The sequence below is a fragment of the Pedobacter sp. N36a genome (assembly GCF_014472395.1).
Classification (GTDB): Bacteria; Bacteroidota; Bacteroidia; order Sphingobacteriales; family Sphingobacteriaceae; genus Pedobacter.
In genome coordinates, this window is sequence record NZ_JACSZW010000011.1 from 132,021 (window position 1) to 153,133 (window position 21,113).

Here is a 21,113-nt window from a genome sequence, read left to right on the forward strand (position 1 = left end):
AATTATTGTTCTTCTTTAAGTGCATTGAAAAATTCTTTGATGGGTTGAAAAGAAGGGTGTAAGGACACCACCTCGCCAAAGATCAGCAATGCTGGTGCTTCAATTCCTTTTTCTTCTACTGATTCGACAATCGTATCTACCACACCAATCGCCAGTTTTTCATTTTGTGTCGAACCGCTTTGAATCGCAGCAACCGGTAGTTTTCCTTTTCCTTCATTTTGGAAAAGCTTCACAATCTCTTTCAGTTTTCCCAATCCCATTAATACGACTACTGTAGCTTTAGATCTTGCCGCTTCATACAAATCATTAGAGATTTTTCCGGAAGCGGTGGTCCCTGTCACCACCCAAAAACTTTCGCTTAATCCCCTATGTGTTACCGGAATTTGCTGTAAACCAGGAACAGATATCGAGCTGGATAAGCCTGGAATTACCGTTACCGGAATGCTATAACCCGCAGCAAAGTCCAATTCTTCGTAGCCTCTCCCAAATACAAAAGGATCACCACCTTTTAAGCGGACCACGTGACCGTAGTTCAGGGCATAATCAATCATGAGCTTATTCACGGCATCCTGCGAATAAGAATGTTCTCCAGAACGTTTACCCACATATACTTTGATGGCTTCAGGGTTGGCATAATCCAATACTCCTTCATTCACTAAAGCATCATACAATACCACATCGGCAGATTTCAAGGCATTTGCACCTCTCATCGTGATCAATTCAGGATCACCAGGGCCGGCACCTACCAAAGTAATCTTTGGTTCTTTGTTGTTTATATTTTTAGTGCTCATTAGATTTGCTCCTCTCTTTTTGCATTGATCTGATTAAAAAAGTCGGTGACATCAGCCAGGTAAGCGGCAGCAAATTCTGCTGTAGGCTCATTCTTATTGATTTGTAACACCAATTCATTGAAAGTACTTTTCAGTTTAAACTCTCCTGTTTCCACATAATGGGTGTCAAATTCACGGATCACACCAATTTGTGTGCTGCTGTTTACTGCTTTATCCAGTAACAGTGCTTTTGCAGCGTTTACGAATACTGCATAAGTATGGTAAATGGCATCAGACCATGCTCCTGCTTCGAAGGAAGCCCTTGCCCAACCTAATTTTTCTTCTGCTTCCAATAGCAAAGTAGCTACTAAATCGATCACCACACCTGCACATTCTCCAACACCAATTGCCGTATTAAAGATCTCTTCATGACCCCAGTCTACATATTCTTCCTCTTTCAAGGTAGTCAGATCTGCCAGTGGTTTTAATAGCTGGTAGAAATAATCTTTCCCTTGTCTGTCGTAATAAGCATGGAAGCTTTCTTCCTCCTGGTGATTCGCACTAAAATCGTTTAATAATGTTCTTAACACATCAGTAGCACGCTTAGAAGGCGCTTTAATCACCCTTTCCGCTACCCTGCCAGCACCATCACCAACGGTACCACCACCTAGCATCACCTGTACTGCAGGAACTACTTTTCCATTTGCTTTCACCGAGCTGCCATGAAATCCGATATGCGCCAGACCATGCTGACCACAAGAATTCATACATCCGCTGATTTTTATTTTAATGTCTTTATCGTAAATCAATTCTGGAAACTCTTCATAGATCACTTCTTCAAGCGCTACAGAAAGCGACATACTATTCGAAATCCCAAGGTTACAAGTATCTGTTCCCGGGCAGGTAGTCACATCACCGATGCTGTCAAATCCAGGAGTCGCAAAATCAACTGCTTTTAAGGCTTCATATAAAGCCGGTAAAGCAGCTGCCCTAACAAACTTTAAAAGTAGTCCCTGGTTTTGAGTGATGCGGATTTCATCAGCCACATGAGGACTGATTCCTTCCACCAATTTACGGGCACGATCGGTTTTAATATCTCCTACCGGCACCTTTACATACACGCCATAAAAGCCTGCTTGTTTCTGAGCTACTACGTTTGTAGCGCGCCAATGCTGGTATTCCAAAGTATTTACAACCTCCAATTCCGGATATTCCAGCAAAGCAGGAGGCTCAGGAGAAAGGACTGCATCTCTATCTATTTTAAAGGACTTTGATTTATTGGCGATTCTTTCTTCATCAATAAGTCTCAATAATTCTTCTAATCCTAATTTTTGTACTAAATATTTAAGACGTGCTTTGTTTCTATTGGTACGTTCTCCGTAACGGTCAAACACCCTTAATACGGATTCCGCATAAGGAATGATCTGATCTTCCGGCAGGAAATTATGTACCAAACTGGCCAGGAAAGGCTGTGCACCTAGTCCACCTCCCAACATCACTTTAAAACCACGTTCTCCTTTTTCATTGATTTTTGGAATAAAACCAAGATCATGGATATAGCTGTATGCCGTATCTTTTTCATCCGAAGAGAAAGAAAATTTGATCTTCCTTCCCATTTCCTGACAAATCGGGTTACGCAGGAAGTAGCTGAAAAACGCATGTGCATAAGGAGAAACATCAAACAATTCGTTTGGATTGATTCCTGAATCCGGCGAAGAGGTGACGTTTCTAACCGTATTCCCACAAGCTTCACGGATCGTGACATCATCGCGTTCCAGTTCCTCCCACAATTGAGGAGTTCTGTCTAAACTCACATAGTGAATCTGAATGTCCTGTCTGGTGGTTAAGTGAAGATTTCCACTGCCATACTCATCAGAAACATCGGCGATGCGTAACAGTTGTTTGAAGGTGACTTTTCCAAAAGGCAATTTAATACGCACCATTTGTACGCCAGGCTGTCTTTGTCCATAAACACCACGGGCAAGGCGCAGGCTTCTAAATTTTTCCTCATGGATTTTTCCTTCGCGAAAGGCGCTGATCTTTTTCTCAAGATCTATAATATCCTTTTCAACAACAGGATTTTCTAACTCTGTTCTAAAACTTTGCATAGTACGTTTGGTCTTATTTGAAAAAAGCTTCTTCTGTCGGGGAGACTGAAGAAGCTTTTAAATATTTTTACTCTTTACAGCCGAAATCATTACCCACACATGCAGTGAGTTAACATTAGATTTCCGTTGTAAATTGTTTGGTTCATAAAGCAAATATATAAAGTATATAGGTTTAGTAGTACATAGGTTTGGTAAAATATTTGTAACCTTCTGTATTTCAATTGATTAATTTACTACCAATCCTATGGGATTAATTACAATAAAACCAATACCATTGATTATAAGCGAATTAAAAAACAACTCTTTAAAGGATTCCTTCCAATTCTTAATCATCGGCAAAATGTCAAATTGATCAGGATCAAAACAAAATCCCTTCTGAACACTTACTTTTATCATACTAAGTCTTTTATGAAAAGAAAAATCAATCTTTTACCCTTCGCCATTATCGCCGCTTTTGTATTTTTACTCAACTGGTACGTTCTTTCTGGCATTGAAACTTTAACAAACAGCAGTTGGCTGAGTCCGGTGTTCTGGGGCTTCCTCATTTTCATTCTCGCCTCTCTTGCCTATTCCATTCAGCGTATGCGCGATAATGGCATGGATATCTTTTTCAAGGTCACTACACATACGTTCTTAGTCTTGATTACCAGTGAACTTGTCTTTGTGATTATTTTAATTCTTGGCGACGGTTACAGGGTAATTACCGGTGGTACAAGAAGCGTGTATTGGGTAGAATTCGGATTGGCTTTATTCGCGGTCACGGTGTTCATTTTCCTGTATGGCATAATTAAAGGTAAATACGCTTACCGCGTGATCAAACACACGTTATTCTTCGACGAATTGCCGGAACAATTTCAGGGTTTCCGCATGACACAGATTTCCGATGTACATGCAGGGAGCTTTAAAAATGCGAAAGCAGTACAGAGAGGCATCGACTTAATCAAGGCACAAAATTCAGATCTTTTTGTATTCACCGGCGACCTGGTTAACAATAAAGCAGAGGAAATCGTCCCATGGATGGGCCATTTCTCACAGATAAAAGCACCTTATGGCCAATTTTCTATCCTTGGAAACCATGATTATGGGGATTACATCAAATGGGAAAATGAGACAGAGAAACAGACCAATTTACAAAGTCTGAAAAGGCACCATGCTGAAATGGGCTACCGGTTACTCCTGGATGAACATGTACGGATTGAAAAAAACGGCCAGCATATTGTCCTTGCAGGAGTAGAAAACTGGGGGATTGGTTTTGGGGAGCGCGGCGACCTAAAAAAAGCATTACAAAATGTAAATCCGGATGATTTTAAGGTTTTACTTTCTCATGATCCTACCCATTGGGAGTCTGAGGTAAAAAACTGGCCTTCAACAATACATTTGACCCTATCTGGCCATACCCATGGGATGCAGTTTGGGATCGAAGCTTTTGGCATTAAATGGAGTCCTGTAAAATACCGCTATGCACACTGGGCAGGTGTCACCAGTGCAAATGGCAGGTACCTGAATATCAACAGAGGTTTTGGCTTCCTCGGTTTTTCAGGAAGAGTGGGCATCTGGCCGGAAATTACCGTCATCGAATTGAAGAAAACAAAAAGATAAGCGCTGTTTCTTTAGTACCTATTTATGCTCAGCAAACCTGCATGGTATCAACAACAGTTCATGCACTACAGGTTTGCTAAGAACAAATTACAGGCAAAGCCGCTTTTTCTGCTCCGGCATAACATTTCGCTAACTTTTCAACAGCATAGTCAATTTCCTCTTCGGTATTGTAGCGGCTAAAAGAAAAACGAACGGTAGACCTCCCAAATGGAGCGCCCAAAGCAATAAGTACAGGAGAGCCTGCACCTGAATGACTATTACAGGCACTGCCACCAGAAACTGAAATCTGCTGCTGATCCAGGTAACTTAAAAGTTCCATTCCATTGTGCGGATCAGGCAGGGATACACTCAGTACGCTATTTAAGCTCAGCGTTGTATTTGCAGAATTTCCGTTGAAGGTCACCTCAGCAATCCTATCTTTCAGCTTATAAATCAGACGTTCCTTTAAACGAACCAAATGCTGCTGAGCAACGTCCTGGTTTCTATAACTGATTTCCAATGCTTTTGCCAATCCAACAATGCCCTTCACATTTTCTGTACCTGCCCGCTGCCGCTGTTCCTGAGCACCTCCGTTTATTAAAGGAAAAAGCGTTTGTCTGGTACTTCTGTATAAAAAGCCCACCCCTTTCGGGCCATGGAATTTATGCGCAGAACCCACCAGAAAATCCGCATTCAAATGACGCGTATCGTATCGGTACTGCCCCATCGACTGCACAGTATCCGAATGAAAAACAGCTCCATATCTTTTACAGAGCTCCCCAATTTCGAAAACATCATTTAGGTTACCGATCTCATTATTTCCATGCATTAAAGAAACAAAGGCCTTTTCATTAGTACTCAACAATTTTTCCAGATGCGGCAAAGAAAGATTGCCCTTTGCATCATGTTCCAGGTAAACTACTTTGATTTCTCCATTTTTCTCTAGGGCCTGTAAAGTATGTAATACGGCATGGTGTTCAAAAACGGAAGTAATGGCCAGTCGGATGCCATTGCTGCGGAGCCCCGAAAGGATGGCGGTATTATCGGCCTCAGAACCTCCTGAGGTAAACACAATCTGATCTGGACTGCTATTGAGCAGATCTGCAATGATTCCCCGGGCATGGGAAATGGCCACTTTCGCTCCCCTGCCATGGTGATGCGAAGAAGATGGATTTCCAAAGTTTTCAAAGAAGTAGGGCTCCATTGCCAGGAATACTTCTCTGTTTAAAGGTGTTGTTGCAGCGTTGTCTAAATAAATTCTCATGTGAATTGCTTTAATAGATTTAAAAAAAATCTACTTAATCAGTTTACAAGAAGAAGGCATGGATGAGTTTACCAGAAAATCCAAATACAGGTTTTCTAACAACTTATCTCTTCCGCCAAATGGCGGACAGGAATTAGCACCTTATTAAAATAACAGGTTGCTAAGACATCACAGGGCCTTTCCCTCAGTCTTTCTGGATAAGTAAATAAATGAATGAACTTTACTGCCAGCAAAGATACAATAAAATCTACTAAACCAGTAGTCTTTAATGGATAAATTATTCTTTTTTGTATTTCGGTCATATAAATGCTAATTAAAGCTAAGAAATAACGGAATTTCCCTTCATTTGAAGTTTCAATTCCATATTTTTGCAGCATATTCTATAAGAGTATAATTACACAACCTGAATGGAAGAAAATAAATTGAGAGTAAAGGCGCATCAAGTAACTGGCGACAATAGCATTTTAAAAAGAATTTTCCAGGACAGAAAAAGAACCAATATTTTAAGCGGTATAGAGCAAAGCACAATTTCCTGGCTGGTCAAACGCATCCCTAGTTTCATCAGTTCAGACATGCTGACATTTATCGGCACTGCTGGTTCCGTAATTGTACTATTAGGTTTTATCCTGGGCACTTACATCAGCAGAGATTACCTGTTATTAGGTCCGCTAGGTTTAGCGATCAACTGGTTTGGTGATTCACTGGATGGAAGAATGGCTTATTATAGAAATACGCCACGTAAATGGTACGGTTTTTCATTAGACATCATTATGGACTGGGCAAGTACCGTTCTCATTGGTTTAGGCTACCTGGTTTATGCCCGCAATGAATATGAATTGATTGCCTTTATATTTGTAGCCTTATACGGTTGGGCGATGATCATTTCTCAGCTGCGTTATAAAATCACTGACATTTACAGCATCGATGCGGGGATTGTAGGTCCAACTGAAATCAGGATCATTCTTGCCATCATCATTATTTTAGAAGTCATCTTTGGACATTTAATTGAATATTTTGCGACTGGTATCTGTTTAGTCTTGTTCATCATCAATTTCCTGGACACCAAAAAACTATTGAAACTGGGCGACATCAGAGATAACGCAGAACGTGAAGCAAAACAACAAAAGGCGCGTTAATGAGCATTAAGAAATCTGTATACGTTTTTGCAAAGGCACAGGTTTCCGCTTTTTCAGGTGGCATCATCGACTACCTGATCATGATCGCCTGTACAGAGTTTCTGCACATTCATTATACCATTTCTATTGCTATTGGTGGCGTCATTGGTGCCATTGTCAACTTCTCTATCAACCGTTACTGGACCTTCAATTCGAATAAATCTACGCCATTGCCTGTCGGTAATCAACTGGTTAAATTCGTATTTGTAGTTGCCGGAAGTATTCTCCTAAAATCTTCAGGAACTTATCTTTTCAGCAATCTATTGCGCCTGGACTATAAAATAACCAGGGTCATGGTAGACATCCTTGTCTCTCTGGGTTTCAATTACACCCTGCAAAAATACTGGGTCTTTAAAAAAAGCACTACCGATTCAAAAATACCACAGCCAGCCGACATAAAAGCCTAATATGGCCAATATCCGCTAAACTTATAAGTTAAGATCAGTAAAAAGTACCATTTTATGGAGAATTAGTACCGCTTAAAAATCCAGCTTAAGCAGTATCTTTGTATATGAAGAATGACATCCCTGTTTATGACATCAGTACTTTTGAAGAATACAAAAATGCGGGTATCCTAGTGAGCAGGTTTGGCCATTATTCTAAGCAGTACTTACATTTACATTCGGCACATCGCCACTCCTTTTACCACATGGTCTGCTTCACAAAAGGAAGCGGCAGTCAGACCATAGATTTCAAAAATTACCCGGTATTACCAGGCATGATCTATTTTATGACTCCCGGACAGGTACACAGCTGGGCTTTTGAATCGGAAGTGGACGGATATATCATCAACTTCTCTGAAAATTACTTCAAGTCGTTTTTATACAATCCGCTATACCTGGAGAATTTCAGCTTCTTTGACGAGCATTCCGGTGATGCAGTGTTGGTATTGCCAGAACTGACGATGGAAAAAGTAGTGTCTATTTTTGAAGAGATTCTCCATGAAGGAAAAGAGGCAAGACCATTCGATGCCGATCTGGTAAAGCTATTGATGCTGAATATTTTTATTCAGGTTTCCAGAGGACTGAGTTTGAAGCAGCAGCCGCAAACCAATTCTTACAACCAGACCCTGCTGAAGAGTTTTAAAAGATTAATTGAAACCAATTTTATAGAATTGAGGTTTCCAAAACAGTATGCAGCACTGTTGTACATCACTCCAAATCATCTGAATGCATTGTGCAATGATCTTTTGGGCATCTCTGCAGGTCAGCTCATCCGGGATCGGGTGATTTTAGAAGCTAAGCGTTTACTCATTAATATGGAGCTTTCTATAGCAGAAATATCAGATAAGCTCGCTTTTAGTGACCCCTCTTATTTCATAAAATTCTTTAAAAAACACGTGGGTTCAACCCCAGATAAATTTAGAAAACAAGATAAATAAAACACAAAGATATGAGCAGTACGGACCAGTTAAATCACACACCGCATGTTTCCCAATGGTATGGTATCACCCATTCTAAATGCCCGAGATGTCGCACAGGTAATGTTTTTACAGGCGCTACCTATGGCTTCAAAGTACAGAAAATGAATGAGTTTTGCCCGCACTGCGGTTTAAAATTTGAGCGCGAACCAGGTTATTTCTATGTATCGATGTTTGTGAGTTATGCGATGAACGTAGCGCAGATGATTTCGATGAGTGTTGCAGCTTATGTTTTAGGATTGCCTTTAACTTATGAAAACCTGTGGTACTATGTGGCCATCCTATTGGTGGGTGTACTTTTATTCTCCCCATTCAATTACAGGTACTCCAGAATGGTGCTTTTATACTGGTTGTCGCCGGGATTACATTACGATCCTTCTAAAGTATAAGCAGCGCTTTATTTCCACACGTTATTAATGCCCCCTTTATATAAAGGCTCACAGTATAACACTGATGAGCCTTTCGTTTCTTAAGCGGCCCACCTATTAGGGCACCATCATTTCATGCGGCCGGAGTCCTAGCACCTGCTGAAAGGTATTACTGAAAGTAGATACGCTATCATAGCCGACTTTCATCGAGACCCCTTTTACCGTTTCTCCAGAAATAGACAGCAATTCTACGGCCTTAATCATTTTATACAATTTAAGATATCCGGCTACGGTGATGCCAATATCTTGTTTAAACAGCCTTTCCATTGTCCTCGCGGAAAGGTTAAAATGAGCAGCCACATCAGGAATTCTAAGCTCATTCACTAAAACCCCTCCATTGTCTACACATTCCGTCAGGTAATCTACCATTTTAGCGATCCTTGGGTCTCTGGGTACCGGAAGTACCAATGGCAAAGCTGCATTAAATGTAAGTGGTAAAATACCAACCAGGGCTTTTATAAAATCTTGCTCCAGGGGATCTTCTTCTTCCAATCTGGACCATTGCTCTGTAAATAGGATCATTTCCCGCAGCACCTTTGAAGTATGAAAAATATTCAGTTCCTTAAAAAAGGGACTATCGCTGGTTTTATTTAAAAAGATACAGCGCAGGTATACCTGACTCACGGGACTGGAAGTCCGGTGTACCCATCCGGGAGGAATCCAGGCGCAATGCTGACTGGGCAATAAATAAGTTCTTTCTGCTGTATGGAGGTATTGAACCCCCTTTTCTACAAAAATTAGCTGTCCCATTTGATGGGCATGCCATTCGTCGGAAAACTTCCAATCTGCTTCGTGCCATACGTAGGCTTCCTTTTTTACCGAATCGACGGTTAAGTGACAAAATCTGGCTCTATTCATGTGTCGCAAAATAACATGTTATTGGCAAATATAGATATTTAAAGACAAGCCCCTTTACCGACCTTTGTATGCTTATTAAATCTTTAAATCAATATTCAATGAATTTTATAAATTCAATACGTGTAAAAACAGGTTTGTTAGTTGGATTATGCCTGTTGAGCATCTTATCTCTAAAAGCCCAACGTAAAATGAACACAAAACCTACAGATCTGAAAGTTCTGGTCCTTTTCAATACAGAAAGCGGCGGAACCTATAAAATGGCCAAAGCGATGGCTGCCGGCATAGAAAAATTTCCAGGTGCTACTGCGGTCTTGAAGCAGGTACCAAGAATCAAAGCTCTGGCTCATGAGGATAAACAAGCATTTGCTCAGGTTCCTTATGCGTCGATTGACGAATTACCGGATTATGATGGTATCGCTTTTGGCTCAGCGGTTCATTTTGGAAATATGTCGGCAGATATGCGGTACTTTCTGGACCAGAGTGTTGGCATCTGGACGGCCCGTAAGCTGGAAGGCAAACCTGCAACGGTATTTATGTCGGCAGGCAGTGGTGCTGGACGCGAGGCTGCGATTTTATCGTTCTGGAGTACACTTGCGGTACACGGAATGGTGATCGTTCCTACCGGTATCATGGGAAATCAGGAAATTGACAAAACTCTCCCGCAGGGAAATACCGCCTTTGGGACTACTTCATTAGCAGGTGCAAATGCAGTGACCAGACCTTCAGAAGGCGAATTACACCTGGCAGCACTTCAAGGTTATGCCTTGGCGAAAGCCGCTAAAGGATACCAGGCGACAAAAGACAGTGCCCCAATGGCTCCGCTAACCGCGGCAAAAACCAATTCTACTACGGGTACCATTGCTGCTGGCAGTAGTACTATTGCAGGAGCAGCAACAAGGAGTAAAATTGAAGCGCGCTTGAAAGCATTGAACATCACCTTACCAGATGCCCCTGCTCCCGTTGGAAATTACAAACCTTTCCGCATCTCTGGAAAGCAGGTTTTCATTAACCAGATTGCATTAAATGCAGGAAAAGTAGATCATCCAGGAATGGTGGGCACTGAGGTTACAGAAGAACAGGCCAAACTGGCGACACGACAAACGCTATTAAACGTCCTTGCAGTGTTGAAACAAGCAGCTGGTGGGAATTTAGACCACATCAAACAAGCGGTGCAATTAACCGGATTCTTTTACACTGCAGCAGGATATACCAAACATGCGGTATTAATGAATGAAGCTTCTAATCTACTCGTAGAAATACTGGGAGAGAATGGGATGCACACCAGGGCTACTGTTGGCGCTTCCTCTCTCCCAATGAATTCAGCTGTAGAAATCCAGGCTATTTTTGAACTGGAATAAATACAGGAAACAATTTATTTGGTCAGCAATCGCCTATGGTAATTGATCTGACCGGTATGATAGGCCAAATGAGCCAACAAATGACACAGCATAAAGTCGTTCGTTTGGCCTTCATATACTTCTTTAACTTCAATTGGATAAGGCGCATCAAGGTCTTTCACTTTTTCAATACTTGTCTTTACATCCGCTTTTAAAGTGTATAGTTCTTTTAGTAATTCTTCGTAACTGAACCTGACCGCTTTAAATTCAGCTTCGCGATCACGTACATAAGAAAAATCACCCATTGGCAGGCAGACAAAGGTTCTTAAATTCCCAATCAGGTGCTGTGCCAGGTGCCCGGCAGTATTACTGATCCCTGGAGCTGTTAACCAAATATCTTCTTGCTGGCCATAAGCCTCCATTTCCGTAATCAATCTTTGAAGATCTCTTTCGTAAACATGGATATAATCTTGTTTTGTCATAACGATGAGGTTGGTGTGTCTTCAAAAATCGTGAAAAGCAGAGGATCTATTCTCATTTTAATGAAATAAAACGGCGGAATTTTAGCCTAAAATCATAATCGCCCAGAGGGAAGCACCAGAAATCGCCAGCCATAAGATCAGCCCTTGCAAAAATGGCTTCATTCCAACCATCCGCAGCACTTTAAAGGACAATCCAGAACCAATCAGAAACAGCGTAAGTGTCAATCCGGCTTTCGCAATACTCACTATATAAGGCGATAATACGCTCATAAAAGGCAGATAGGTATTGGCCAGCATCGCCAGGATAAACAAGCCAATAAAATAAGGCAGCTGCACTTTACAGCGGTCACTCTTAAAGAGAAATGCAGTTCCAAATGCCAGTGGAACGATCCATAGCGCACGGGCTAATTTGACTGTGGTCGCAATTCTTAATGCTTCTTCTCCATATTTACTGGCTGCCCCCACCACTGAACTGGTATCATGAATGGCAATGGCGCACCACATTCCAAACTGGCTTTGCGTTAAATCAAGCGCATGTCCAATCATTGGAAAAAGGAATAAGGCCACCGAATTCAGGATAAAGACAATTCCTAAAGAAACAGAAATGTCTTTTTCTTCTGCCTTCATAACTGGTGACAATGCGGCAATGGCGCTTCCACCACAGATTGCGGTTCCGGCAGAGATCAGGTAAGCGGTTTTACGTTCAATTTTGAAAACTTTGCCCAGGATATAGCCCAGAATCAGCACCCCTGCGATGGAGGCAATGGTAAACAATACCCCTTCTTTTCCAGCTTTCATGGCCGCAAATACGTTCATTCCAAAACCCAGGCCGACCACAGATACTTTCAATAAGAGATTGGTTGCTTTATGGTTGAGCTCCTGATACGGATGTTTCATCAGCTGCGCCATGGCCAAACCTAATAATAGGGCCAATGGGGCAGACATAAATGGCAGCAGACAAAACAATGCTGCTGTGATAAAAATAACCTTCCGTTTTCGCTCGCTCAATTTCATAATTACTCCTTTTTTGTAGTACAAAATTGAGAAGAATGAAAGGGCCGATCAAATTCAAAAGCCTGATCTGATATTACTTTAAGTTATAAACAAATTTAACATGGCGTAAGAATACTTCAGATAAACCATCGAGTTTCCCCTGAAGGTGAATAAAATAGAAATAGCGTTCGATGCTCAAACCGGTCACATCAATTACCGTCAGACTGCCATTCTGCAGCTCTTTACCGAGGGCATGAATAGAGATAAAGGCCAGACAAGAAGAATTCATTAAATAAGATTTCATGCTTTCTGTGCTTCCTAGCTGAATTTCGACTTTCAGGTCGGACATTTTTAAGCCTATAGATTTTAGGGCATGGCTGAGCACTTCTCTGGTTCCAGATCCCTGCTCCCGCAGCACAAAAGCATAATCTTTCAGTGTTTCCGGACTCAGCTGATCTTTCTTTGCCAGGGGATGATCTTTCCCGCAAACCAGCACAATTTCATCTTTGATAAACTCAGTATAACTGATTTCCTGATTTTTAGACTTCCCTTCTACAATGCCCAGATCAATTTCTTTATCAATTAAAGCTTTTTCAATCTGCTCTGTATTGCCATTGATCAGGTTCAGGCGAATGTCGGGAAACTTCTTTCTGAAACCAGCAAGCAGTGGGGCGGCTACATAATGCGCAATTGTGGTACTGGCGCCCAGATTTAAAAGCCCTTCTTTCTTGTCTACCAAGGCATTCATTTCAAAATCAATGTTTCTATAAATCGCAAATAATTTTTCTGCATGCTGCAATAACAATTCACCGGCGGCTGTGAGCTCAATCCGATTCCCCTTACGGACAAATAACTTATTATTATACTGCTGCTCCAATTCATGAATATGTTTTGTCACGGCCGGCTGGGTAATGAATAAGCTTTCTGCGGCTTTTGTAAAGCTAAGACGTTTGGCTACGGTATAGAATACTTCTAGGCGAAAATCTGACATGGAATCCGGGGATCTGTTTGGTTAAACATTCAAACTTAAAAAAAGCGATTCATTATACTTAAAACAGTATCATATTGTTACCCTTTTTTTTACCGTAATCTCCATTTTCTTTAAACACTGATTTCTAAAAATCGCCAAGAAATTGATGATACCATACCTCATCAGACTTCCTTCATCTTACATTTGGTTTATTTGGTATTTCAGCAACTTATTCCAGTAAAGGGCATTCCCTCTCTAAGCGCAAACAAAAAAAGCTGAAGGATGACCTTCAGCTTTTCATAAAATAATTATGATGAGCGTCTCTATTAAGGGAGATTTAACTAAAAATAGCTAATAATCAGCTAATTCTCTCCATTCAATTCATTCATTATATTACTAAAAACTATAAAAATCGATCAAAAACTTCTTAAAACGTCATCAAAATTCCCTGAAACGATTAAAAACCGGCATTTACCTGGAGCTGGTAATGACCTGGTGTCATGCCCACTAGCTTTTTAAATGCCCGTATAAAATAATTTGCGTCACTAAACCCAAGCTCATAACTAACGGCCGCTACTTTCGCTTTCGGATTACTCAACAACTGCTTTGCTTTTGCAATTTTCTCAGAAAGGATAAATTCATTAGGGCTTAATCCAAGTTCGCGCTTAAATAAGCGATAAAACGTGGCTTTACTCATACATGCCTTATCCGACAAACTATTGATATTGATTTTTTCATTCAGATTGGTTTTGATATAATAGAGTACATAAGCCAATGGATTGCGGTTCTGCTCCGATGCATCTGCTCCCAGAATTTTCAAATGCTGTTTTTGCATGATACGTACCAGCAATTCTTTTAAAGTTAAATCAGCCAGAATATCAGTGGCTCCAGAGCGTTCTGAGCAAATTCTGACCACTTTATTAATCAAGCCTGCAATATCTTCGCTGTTCTGAAAATGACATTCTTCAAAATTCAAATGCCATAAACTTGCTCCAGCTTGCTTAGGATAAAATTCATTGAGGTAAGTGATTGTTTTTTTGATCTGATCGGGATCAATCGCCAATGCAATACATTGCGTTGGATTTTCATTTGTTGCTTCGGGGAAATCGATGTTCATGCACAATGCTGGCGGCACAATTACGGTTTGTCCGGGATAATAATCAAATTCAGATTTTCCAGACAAGTGCATCACCTTCTTGCCCCTCAACATACTGGTGATCACCAAATCATTAAATACAAGGGGCACATGATAAGATTCTGTATAGGTCTCAAAGACATTTAACTCGCAGTTCTTCAAGGTGTATGCGGTTCTATTTTCTACAAGTGTCTTTAAACTTTCTGCTCTGCTGAGTCCGAATGGATTTAATTTGTGCTGCATGTCAAAAATATAATTTGGTTAATACAATGAGACCATAGTGCTATAACATGAAACGATTCTCCTACCTCTGCCCGCGCTATTGCCCTAGGTTTGTAATAGCGGGTGCTTGCCCTTTCAAGTTCAATTTACTTTAAAAATCATTAAAAAGACGATATATTCATGGAAAATCTAGTAAAAAGACCGTCATTTAAATCGCATTACGACAATTTCATTGGCGGCAAATTTGTAGCTCCTGTCAAAGGCGTTTATTTTGACAACATCTCTCCGATAGATGGAAAAGTCTTTACAAAGGCTGCCAGGTCGAGTAAAGAAGACGTAGAACTGGCATTGGATGCAGCGCATGAGGCTTTCAAAACCTGGAGCAAAAGTTCGGCAACGTATAGAAGCAATATCTTATTAAAGGTTGCACAAAAAATCGAAGATAATTTAGAATACCTCGCTACCGTAGAAACCATAGACAATGGAAAAGCGATCCGGGAAACACTAGCCGCAGATCTACCTTTGGTAGTAGACCATTTCAGGTATTTTGCCGGAGTGATCAGAGCTGATGAAGGTTCGATTGCAGAACATGACGAGCATACCGTAAGTATTGCCCTTCATGAGCCAATCGGAGTAGTTGCCCAGATCATTCCATGGAACTTCCCGTTATTAATGGCGACCTGGAAAATCGCGCCGGCACTGGCTGCAGGTTGTTGTACGGTAGTGAAACCTGCTGAACAAACCCCGGTTTCTATCATCATTCTGATGGAACTAATTGGTGACATTCTGCCTCCGGGTGTACTAAATATTGTGAACGGATACGGGATTGAAGTGGGTAAACCATTGGCTACCTCATCGAGAATCTCGAAAGTTGCTTTTACCGGCAGTACTACTTCCGGCCGTTTAATCATGCAGTATGCGGCAGAAAACATCATCCCTTCTACAATGGAACTGGGTGGGAAATCGCCGAACATCTTCTTTGAATCGGTCGCAGATAAAGACGATGCCTTTTTTGATAAAGCGGTAGAAGGTGCTGTGATGTTTGCTTTAAACCAGGGAGAGATCTGTACCTGTCCATCGCGCCTGCTGATTCAGGAAAGCATTTACGACAAATTTATCGCCCGAGTGATTGAGCGTACCAAAGCGATCAAGATCAGCCATCCATTGGATAAAACCAGTATGATGGGCGCACAGACTTCAAATGAGCAGTATCAAAAGATCCTTTCTTACCTGAACATTGGTAAAGAAGAAGGTGCAGAACTGCTGATTGGCGGTACAGCGAATAAGCTGGAAGGAGAATTAGAAACTGGTTATTACATCGAGCCTACCATTTTAAAAGGACACAATAAAATGCGCATTTTCCAGGAAGAGATTTTTGGCCCTGTGCTTTGTGTGACCACATTTAAAACAGTAGAAGAAGCGATAGAAATTGCAAACGACACCTTATACGGATTGGGCGCAGGCGTCTGGACCCGTGATGCGCATGAATTATATCAGGTGCCACGCGCGATTCAGGCAGGAAGAATCTGGGTAAACCAGTACCATGCCTACCCTGCACATGCCCCTTTCGGAGGTTATAAAAAATCAGGCTTCGGAAGAGAAAACCATAAAATGATGCTGGATCATTACCGCAGCACCAAAAATATGCTGATCTCTTACGATAAAAACAAATTAGGATTCTTTTAATAGTTGATGATTCAATCCCGGACAGCACGAAGTTTTCCGGGATTTTTTTTTTATTCTCATTTATTCCCCCATATTATGCTCCCTAAAACCATGAAAGCCGCAGTGATTTCTGAATTCGGAAAACCATTGCAGATTGAAGAAGTAGAAGTTAAAAGACCAGGCAGAAATCAGATTCTGGTGAAAGTAATTGCCAGTGGCGTATGCCATACAGATTTACATGCCGTATCTGGAGATTGGCCGGTAAAACCGAAAATGCCTTTAATTCCTGGCCATGAGGGCGTAGGTTATGTAGTAGCCCTTGGCCCTGAGGTGAATAATGTTAAAGAAGGCGACCTGGTAGGCGTACCCTGGCTTTACAGTGCCTGCGGCGGATGCGACCACTGCATTACCGGATGGGAAACCTTATGTGAAAGCCAGCAGAATGGCGGTTACAGTGTAGACGGTAGTTTTGCGGAGTACGTAATTGCTGATGCCCGCTATGTAGGACATTTACCTGCGAATTCCAATTTACTGGAAATGGCGCCAATTTTATGTGCAGGGGTAACCGTCTATAAAGGATTAAAAGAAACAGAAGTAAAACCTGGGGAATGGGTCGCTATTTCTGGAATTGGTGGATTGGGTCATGTTGCCGTCCAGTATGCGAAAGCAATGGGCATGCATGTGGCCGCAATTGATATTGCCGATGATAAGCTGGAGCTGGCCACAAAACTTGGCGCAGATTTAGTAGTAAATGCCATGAAACAGAATCCAGGAGAATTCCTGAAGAAAGAAACTGGCGGAATGCATGGTGCATTGGTTACTGCTGTTTCTCCAATTGCCTTTAAACAGGGATTGGAAACGCTGAGACGAAAAGGAACCATGGCTTTAAACGGACTTCCTCCGGGAAATTTCGACCTTTCTATTTTCGATACTGTATTGAACAGGATCACCATCCGTGGCTCCATTGTAGGTACCCGAAAAGATTTACAGGAAGCCATCGAATTTGCCGCAGAAGGAAAAGTAAAAGCAACAGTAACTGCTGCAAAACTAGAAGACATCAACGAAGTTTTCGATCAGATGAAAGCAGGAAAGATCGATGGAAGGATCGTCTTACAGATTGCGGATCAATAAATCATAAGAAAATGGGAATCAAGAGAATTGAGGCAACAGCAGCAGCCAAAGACGTCATTGCAAAATTAAAGGCAGAATACGGAGAACTCATGTTTCACCAAAGCGGGGGATGCTGCGAAGGCTCCTATCCCCATTGTTTTGAGAAAGGGGGTTTTCTTGTCGGCTCCAATGATGTTTGCATTGGCGAAATTGAAGGCTGTAAATTTTACATGGCCGGAGATCAGTTCGAGTATTGGAAACATACGAAGCTGATACTGGATGTCATCCCTGGAAGAGCAGCAAGCTTTTCTCTTGAATCCACCCTGGACATGGGCTTTTTAATCCATTCCAGGTTATTTAGCGAAGAAGAATTGAAAGACCTGGAACCGGTGATACCTGCGGATTAGTACCGCAGGTATCACCTTCTTTAGTTTTCTATTTGTAAAACTGATGCCAGCTTCCCTGGTAATGCTCATCAAAGTTTTCTTTATTATCAAATACAATCGGTAAGTTCTCCAGATTGAAATAATTAAACTCATCATAAGGTTTCAGCAGTTTCAGGTATTCGGCTCTGATTTCCGACTGAAGTCCGCTGTCTTTACTCTGCAGCATCTGCTCTTTGGTTAAAAAGAAAAAGGTGGTATAGGCACCAAATCGGGAAATCTCCCAAAGGCTTTGATCCGCATACTTTACTTTAAAAGCCTCTACTTCTTCTTTAGGAATCCCCTCATTACAAGCAGCCTGCTCCGCCGGTTCAAACTCCTGAAAAATCACCCAGATGTCCGAATTATCGGAAACACCACTGTTTTCATTGGCAAAAGTCTTAAACTTATCAACAACAGCCTTTCTCTTTTTTTCATCATAACCACTGCCATCATGAAAAACTGAGGCCTGTCCCTGAAGTTCAAAAATCAGGCTAAGTTTAGGCCGATCATTCGGATCAATTTTATCGTAAATAATATTGATAGGCCGCCATCCAAACTCTTCTAGAACCCAGTCTGCAAATTTGGAAAAGGAACTATCCAATTCCTTCTCTCCCCTTTTAATCAATTTTGTTGAATGATAATCTCTTTCAGAAGTATACATCATATACCCATCATTTTATATGGCCTTAACGGCCGGATTTTACCCGTCTCCCCTCTGTTTCGGAACTACTTGAGCGCTGACGGGCCCCCTTAACATCTTTACTTCCGAAACGATAGGTACAAGTTAGGCGAAATACCTGACTTTCCCATCTTTCATTCACTACATAATTTTGATCAGCCAAAGCACTGGTAATCTTGCTCTTTTGTAATTTAAACACATCATTGGCCGCGAATTTAATATTCAGCTTATTGTCCATAAAGGACTTACTCGCGCCCAGATCTATTCCATACTGCGCCGCAATCAACAGCGTTCCATAGACTTGTTTCGACTGTAAATAACCGGACCATTCAAATTTTGTAGTCGGATTTAAGATCAGCGTTTGTGTCGTATTCAGATTATAAGCCAATCGACCGCTTTTATAAGGGTTTCCCAAAATATCAGGAGTTTGAAAACGGTTGTAATAGGTAGTTAAATTATTGTTTGTGCTCCACCATTCTGTAATGGCAACCGGATAGCTCAGATTCAGGTTATAAGAATCTTGTTTAGCCAGATTTTGTACGGAGATAAAAATCGTTTTTCTTGCGGTATCGGTGAGTAATACATCTGTCATCACATCACTGGTATGGCTATAGCCGATGGTCGCATTTAAGGTCTTTTTGAAGGAATAAGAGAACTCAAATGAATTGGTGAACTGTGGCTTTAAGAAAGGATTCCCTTGTCTGTAAGAATATAAATCCAGGTAATCAATAAATGGATTTAAAGAACTGTAGTCCGGGCGATCGATCCTGCGGCTATAAGACAGCCCTACTTCATGGTCTTTTGACAGTTCATGGTTGATAAATACGCTGGGAAATAAATTGAGATAATCTCTTTTCACTACCTTCTTTTCCGTGATCGAATTGCCTTTAGAATTGGTTTGCTCCGCCCTTAAGCCCAGCTGAATCGTGGTGTTCTTAAATTTAGTTTTAAAATTGGCATAGGCCGCATTGATGTTCTCATCGTATAGGAACTGATTACTTTTTACCCCATCAGTCTGCCATTGATCCTGAACAAAGTTCTCAAAAAGGAAGCTATTGTCTGTACTCACAAAGCTGGATTTTGCCCCCAGATCTAACTTTATCGTTTTATTGATCGGATAGGTATAATCCACTTTCGCTCCCCATATTTTCACCAGCGAAGGAGTCGAATTTCTAAAAATATAAGATGGTTTTAAAGGCGTTCCATTCGCATTCTTAAATTGATTGTTGAAAATATTGTCTTCATCGCCGTTGTAACGGGAATAATCAACATCCATACTGATCTCCTGCCCCAAGGTATCCAATGTTCCCTTATAGTTTAAATTATAGGTAATTCCAGTATACTTTCCAATGCTGGTATTTGGCGCCACTACCGAAGAATCCGTCTTACCTGGCTGATCGCCTATTAAAGTCAGTACATGGGCATTAGATTTTCTGTTGCTATGGTAACCATTTACAAAAAAACCGATGGTATGATTGTCGTTGATAAAATAGTCCATTCCTGCTTTAAAGTTCCGGTTTCTGCGTCTGGCGTCGGTATGGCCAGTCTGGTCAAAATAAGTCTGATCGGTAGCCGTATTGTTGACCCTCCTAATGTCAGTTTCCTGAAAACGATTGTTCAGCCCGAAATCTACATTTCCAAAAACATTGAACTTTTTCTCTCTATGGTTCAGGTTGAGGCCAGTATTAAATTTATAATTTGTGCCATAACCAACTCCTGCCGACAAAGAGCCATTCGTACCATAATTACGGTTTTTCTTTAGTTTAATATTGATGATTCCTGAGTTACCGGCAGCATCGTATTTAGCGGAAGGATTGGTAATTAATTCAATGGACTGAATGGCACTACCTTCTGTGGAACGCAGTAAATTAGCCAGCTGCTCAGCAGAAAGGTAGGTCGGTTTCCCGTCTAACATCACCGTAACCCCTTGTTTCCCCCTCAAGGCAATTTTTCCATCCTTATCTACCGTCACGCCTGGAGATTTCTGTAAAATCTCTAAGGCAGTATTGCCTGTCGCCAGGATACTGTTTTCTATGTTCAGGACTGTTTTATCGATTTGTCTTTCTATTAATGGTTTTTGTTTCACAATATTGACCCCTGTCAGCTGCTGTGCGTCAACCACCATTTGAACCTGTCCTACGGTATGTAAACGCTGATCTGCTCCAATCTGATAAGGGCCTTTTACTATTTTCCGGTAACCTACCACATCAACTGAAACCAGGTATTTACCGGGATGAATATTTTTAAACTCATAGTTTCCATTGTCGTTAGTTAAAGTTCCCCGCAGGGAACTGGAGTCTTTGGCATTCAATAAACTGATACTGGCATAAGGAAATGCTTTTTGTGATTCATCAAGGACTTTCCCTGAGATCTCTCCCGAAATGACAACTGCATTTTGTGCTTGTGCTCCACTGAAAATAAATAACAAAAGACTGAACAACAAGGGAAAGAAGTGGTATATTTTCGTTTTCATATAGACATAGTTATTCCACCT

At 41.2% G+C, this 21,113-nt stretch carries 19 protein-coding genes and 1 riboswitch; of the genes, 9 read left to right on the forward strand and 10 right to left on the reverse strand.

Annotation, left to right across the window (positions count from 1 at the left end; genetic code table 11):
• Window positions 1–2: 2 nt before the first annotated feature.
• Together cobA and H9X96_RS19455 are read right to left on the reverse strand one after the other, a co-directional pair.
• On the reverse strand, window positions 3–791 hold the full coding sequence (gene cobA, locus H9X96_RS19450; protein WP_187667870.1) for a uroporphyrinogen-III C-methyltransferase: 789 nt from the start codon (window positions 789–791) through the stop codon (window positions 3–5).
• Window positions 791–2,878 (reverse strand): HEPN domain-containing protein, encoded by a 2,088-nt coding sequence (locus H9X96_RS19455; protein ID WP_187667871.1) that lies wholly within the window; start codon window positions 2,876–2,878, stop codon window positions 791–793. Before H9X96_RS19455 ends, cobA begins: the two co-directional genes overlap by 1 nt.
• A gap of 408 nt (window positions 2,879–3,286) precedes the next feature.
• On the opposite strand from H9X96_RS19455, the gene H9X96_RS19460 reads away from it, so the two are divergent.
• Window positions 3,287–4,477: a metallophosphoesterase gene (locus H9X96_RS19460; protein WP_187667872.1), complete on the forward strand. Its 1,191-nt coding sequence runs from the start codon at window positions 3,287–3,289 to the stop codon at window positions 4,475–4,477.
• A gap of 76 nt (window positions 4,478–4,553) precedes the next feature.
• Here H9X96_RS19460 and H9X96_RS19465 read toward each other — a convergent pair whose 3' ends face one another.
• The gene (locus H9X96_RS19465; protein WP_187667873.1) at window positions 4,554–5,720 is read right to left on the reverse strand and encodes a cysteine desulfurase family protein; all 1,167 of its coding nucleotides are present in this window, start codon (window positions 5,718–5,720) and stop codon (window positions 4,554–4,556) included.
• Window positions 5,721–5,820: 100 nt separating this feature from the next.
• Window positions 5,821–5,924: riboswitch (SAM riboswitch) on the reverse strand.
• A gap of 203 nt (window positions 5,925–6,127) precedes the next feature.
• Here H9X96_RS19465 and H9X96_RS19470 point away from each other — a divergent pair.
• From H9X96_RS19470 to H9X96_RS19485, 4 genes are all read left to right on the forward strand, one after another.
• Window positions 6,128–6,856 (forward strand): CDP-alcohol phosphatidyltransferase family protein, encoded by a 729-nt coding sequence (locus tag H9X96_RS19470; RefSeq protein WP_187667874.1) that lies wholly within the window; start codon window positions 6,128–6,130, stop codon window positions 6,854–6,856.
• A complete protein-coding gene (locus H9X96_RS19475; protein ID WP_187667875.1) occupies window positions 6,856–7,302 on the forward strand; it encodes a GtrA family protein in 447 nt (148 codons plus the stop codon). Before H9X96_RS19470 ends, H9X96_RS19475 begins: the two co-directional genes overlap by 1 nt.
• Window positions 7,303–7,406: 104 nt before the next feature.
• Complete coding sequence (locus H9X96_RS19480) at window positions 7,407–8,276, forward strand: helix-turn-helix transcriptional regulator (RefSeq protein WP_187667876.1); 870 nt, start codon at window positions 7,407–7,409, stop codon at window positions 8,274–8,276.
• 11 nt (window positions 8,277–8,287) lie between these two features.
• On the forward strand, window positions 8,288–8,704 hold the full coding sequence (locus H9X96_RS19485) for a DUF983 domain-containing protein (RefSeq protein WP_187667877.1): 417 nt from the start codon (window positions 8,288–8,290) through the stop codon (window positions 8,702–8,704).
• A 96-nt stretch (window positions 8,705–8,800) separates the two neighbouring features.
• Here H9X96_RS19485 and H9X96_RS19490 read toward each other — a convergent pair whose 3' ends face one another.
• The gene (locus H9X96_RS19490) at window positions 8,801–9,601 is read right to left on the reverse strand and encodes an AraC family transcriptional regulator (RefSeq protein WP_187667878.1); all 801 of its coding nucleotides are present in this window, start codon (window positions 9,599–9,601) and stop codon (window positions 8,801–8,803) included.
• A 98-nt stretch (window positions 9,602–9,699) separates the two neighbouring features.
• Here H9X96_RS19490 and wrbA point away from each other — a divergent pair, with 98 nt between their 5' ends.
• Window positions 9,700–10,959 (forward strand): NAD(P)H:quinone oxidoreductase, encoded by a 1,260-nt coding sequence (gene wrbA, locus H9X96_RS19495; protein ID WP_187667879.1) that lies wholly within the window; start codon window positions 9,700–9,702, stop codon window positions 10,957–10,959.
• A 14-nt stretch (window positions 10,960–10,973) separates the two neighbouring features.
• Here the strand turns inward: wrbA and H9X96_RS19500 are convergent, their stop codons facing one another.
• From H9X96_RS19500 to H9X96_RS19515, 4 genes are all read right to left on the reverse strand, one after another.
• Entirely contained in the window at window positions 10,974–11,420 is a 447-nt protein-coding gene (locus tag H9X96_RS19500; RefSeq protein WP_187667880.1) for a DinB family protein, read from the reverse strand.
• Between the two features lie 81 nt (window positions 11,421–11,501).
• Window positions 11,502–12,434 carry a YeiH family protein gene (locus H9X96_RS19505; RefSeq protein ID WP_187667881.1) on the reverse strand — a complete coding sequence of 311 codons (933 nt, stop codon included), beginning with the start codon at window positions 12,432–12,434 and terminating at the stop codon, window positions 11,502–11,504.
• Between the two features lie 73 nt (window positions 12,435–12,507).
• A complete protein-coding gene (locus tag H9X96_RS19510) occupies window positions 12,508–13,404 on the reverse strand; it encodes a LysR family transcriptional regulator (RefSeq protein ID WP_187667882.1) in 897 nt (298 codons plus the stop codon).
• A gap of 436 nt (window positions 13,405–13,840) precedes the next feature.
• The gene (locus H9X96_RS19515; RefSeq protein WP_187667883.1) at window positions 13,841–14,761 is read right to left on the reverse strand and encodes an AraC family transcriptional regulator; all 921 of its coding nucleotides are present in this window, start codon (window positions 14,759–14,761) and stop codon (window positions 13,841–13,843) included.
• Between the two features lie 159 nt (window positions 14,762–14,920).
• Here H9X96_RS19515 and H9X96_RS19520 point away from each other — a divergent pair, with 159 nt between their 5' ends.
• The 3 genes from H9X96_RS19520 (at window position 14,921) to H9X96_RS19530 (ending at window position 17,922) form a co-directional block, all read left to right on the forward strand.
• Window positions 14,921–16,426, forward strand: a complete 1,506-nt coding sequence (locus H9X96_RS19520; RefSeq protein WP_187667884.1) for an aldehyde dehydrogenase family protein — start codon at window positions 14,921–14,923, stop codon at window positions 16,424–16,426.
• Between the two features lie 75 nt (window positions 16,427–16,501).
• Window positions 16,502–17,536: an alcohol dehydrogenase AdhP gene (gene adhP, locus H9X96_RS19525; RefSeq protein ID WP_187667885.1), complete on the forward strand. Its 1,035-nt coding sequence runs from the start codon at window positions 16,502–16,504 to the stop codon at window positions 17,534–17,536.
• A gap of 11 nt (window positions 17,537–17,547) precedes the next feature.
• Window positions 17,548–17,922: a DUF779 domain-containing protein gene (locus H9X96_RS19530; protein WP_187667886.1), complete on the forward strand. Its 375-nt coding sequence runs from the start codon at window positions 17,548–17,550 to the stop codon at window positions 17,920–17,922.
• Between the two features lie 28 nt (window positions 17,923–17,950).
• Here the strand turns inward: H9X96_RS19530 and H9X96_RS19535 are convergent, their stop codons facing one another.
• Both H9X96_RS19535 and H9X96_RS19540 read right to left on the reverse strand, forming a co-directional pair.
• The gene (locus tag H9X96_RS19535; RefSeq protein WP_187667887.1) at window positions 17,951–18,604 is read right to left on the reverse strand and encodes a hypothetical protein; all 654 of its coding nucleotides are present in this window, start codon (window positions 18,602–18,604) and stop codon (window positions 17,951–17,953) included.
• Between the two features lie 22 nt (window positions 18,605–18,626).
• Window positions 18,627–21,092 (reverse strand): outer membrane beta-barrel protein, encoded by a 2,466-nt coding sequence (locus tag H9X96_RS19540; protein WP_187667888.1) that lies wholly within the window; start codon window positions 21,090–21,092, stop codon window positions 18,627–18,629.
• Window positions 21,093–21,113: the final 21 nt, after the last annotated feature.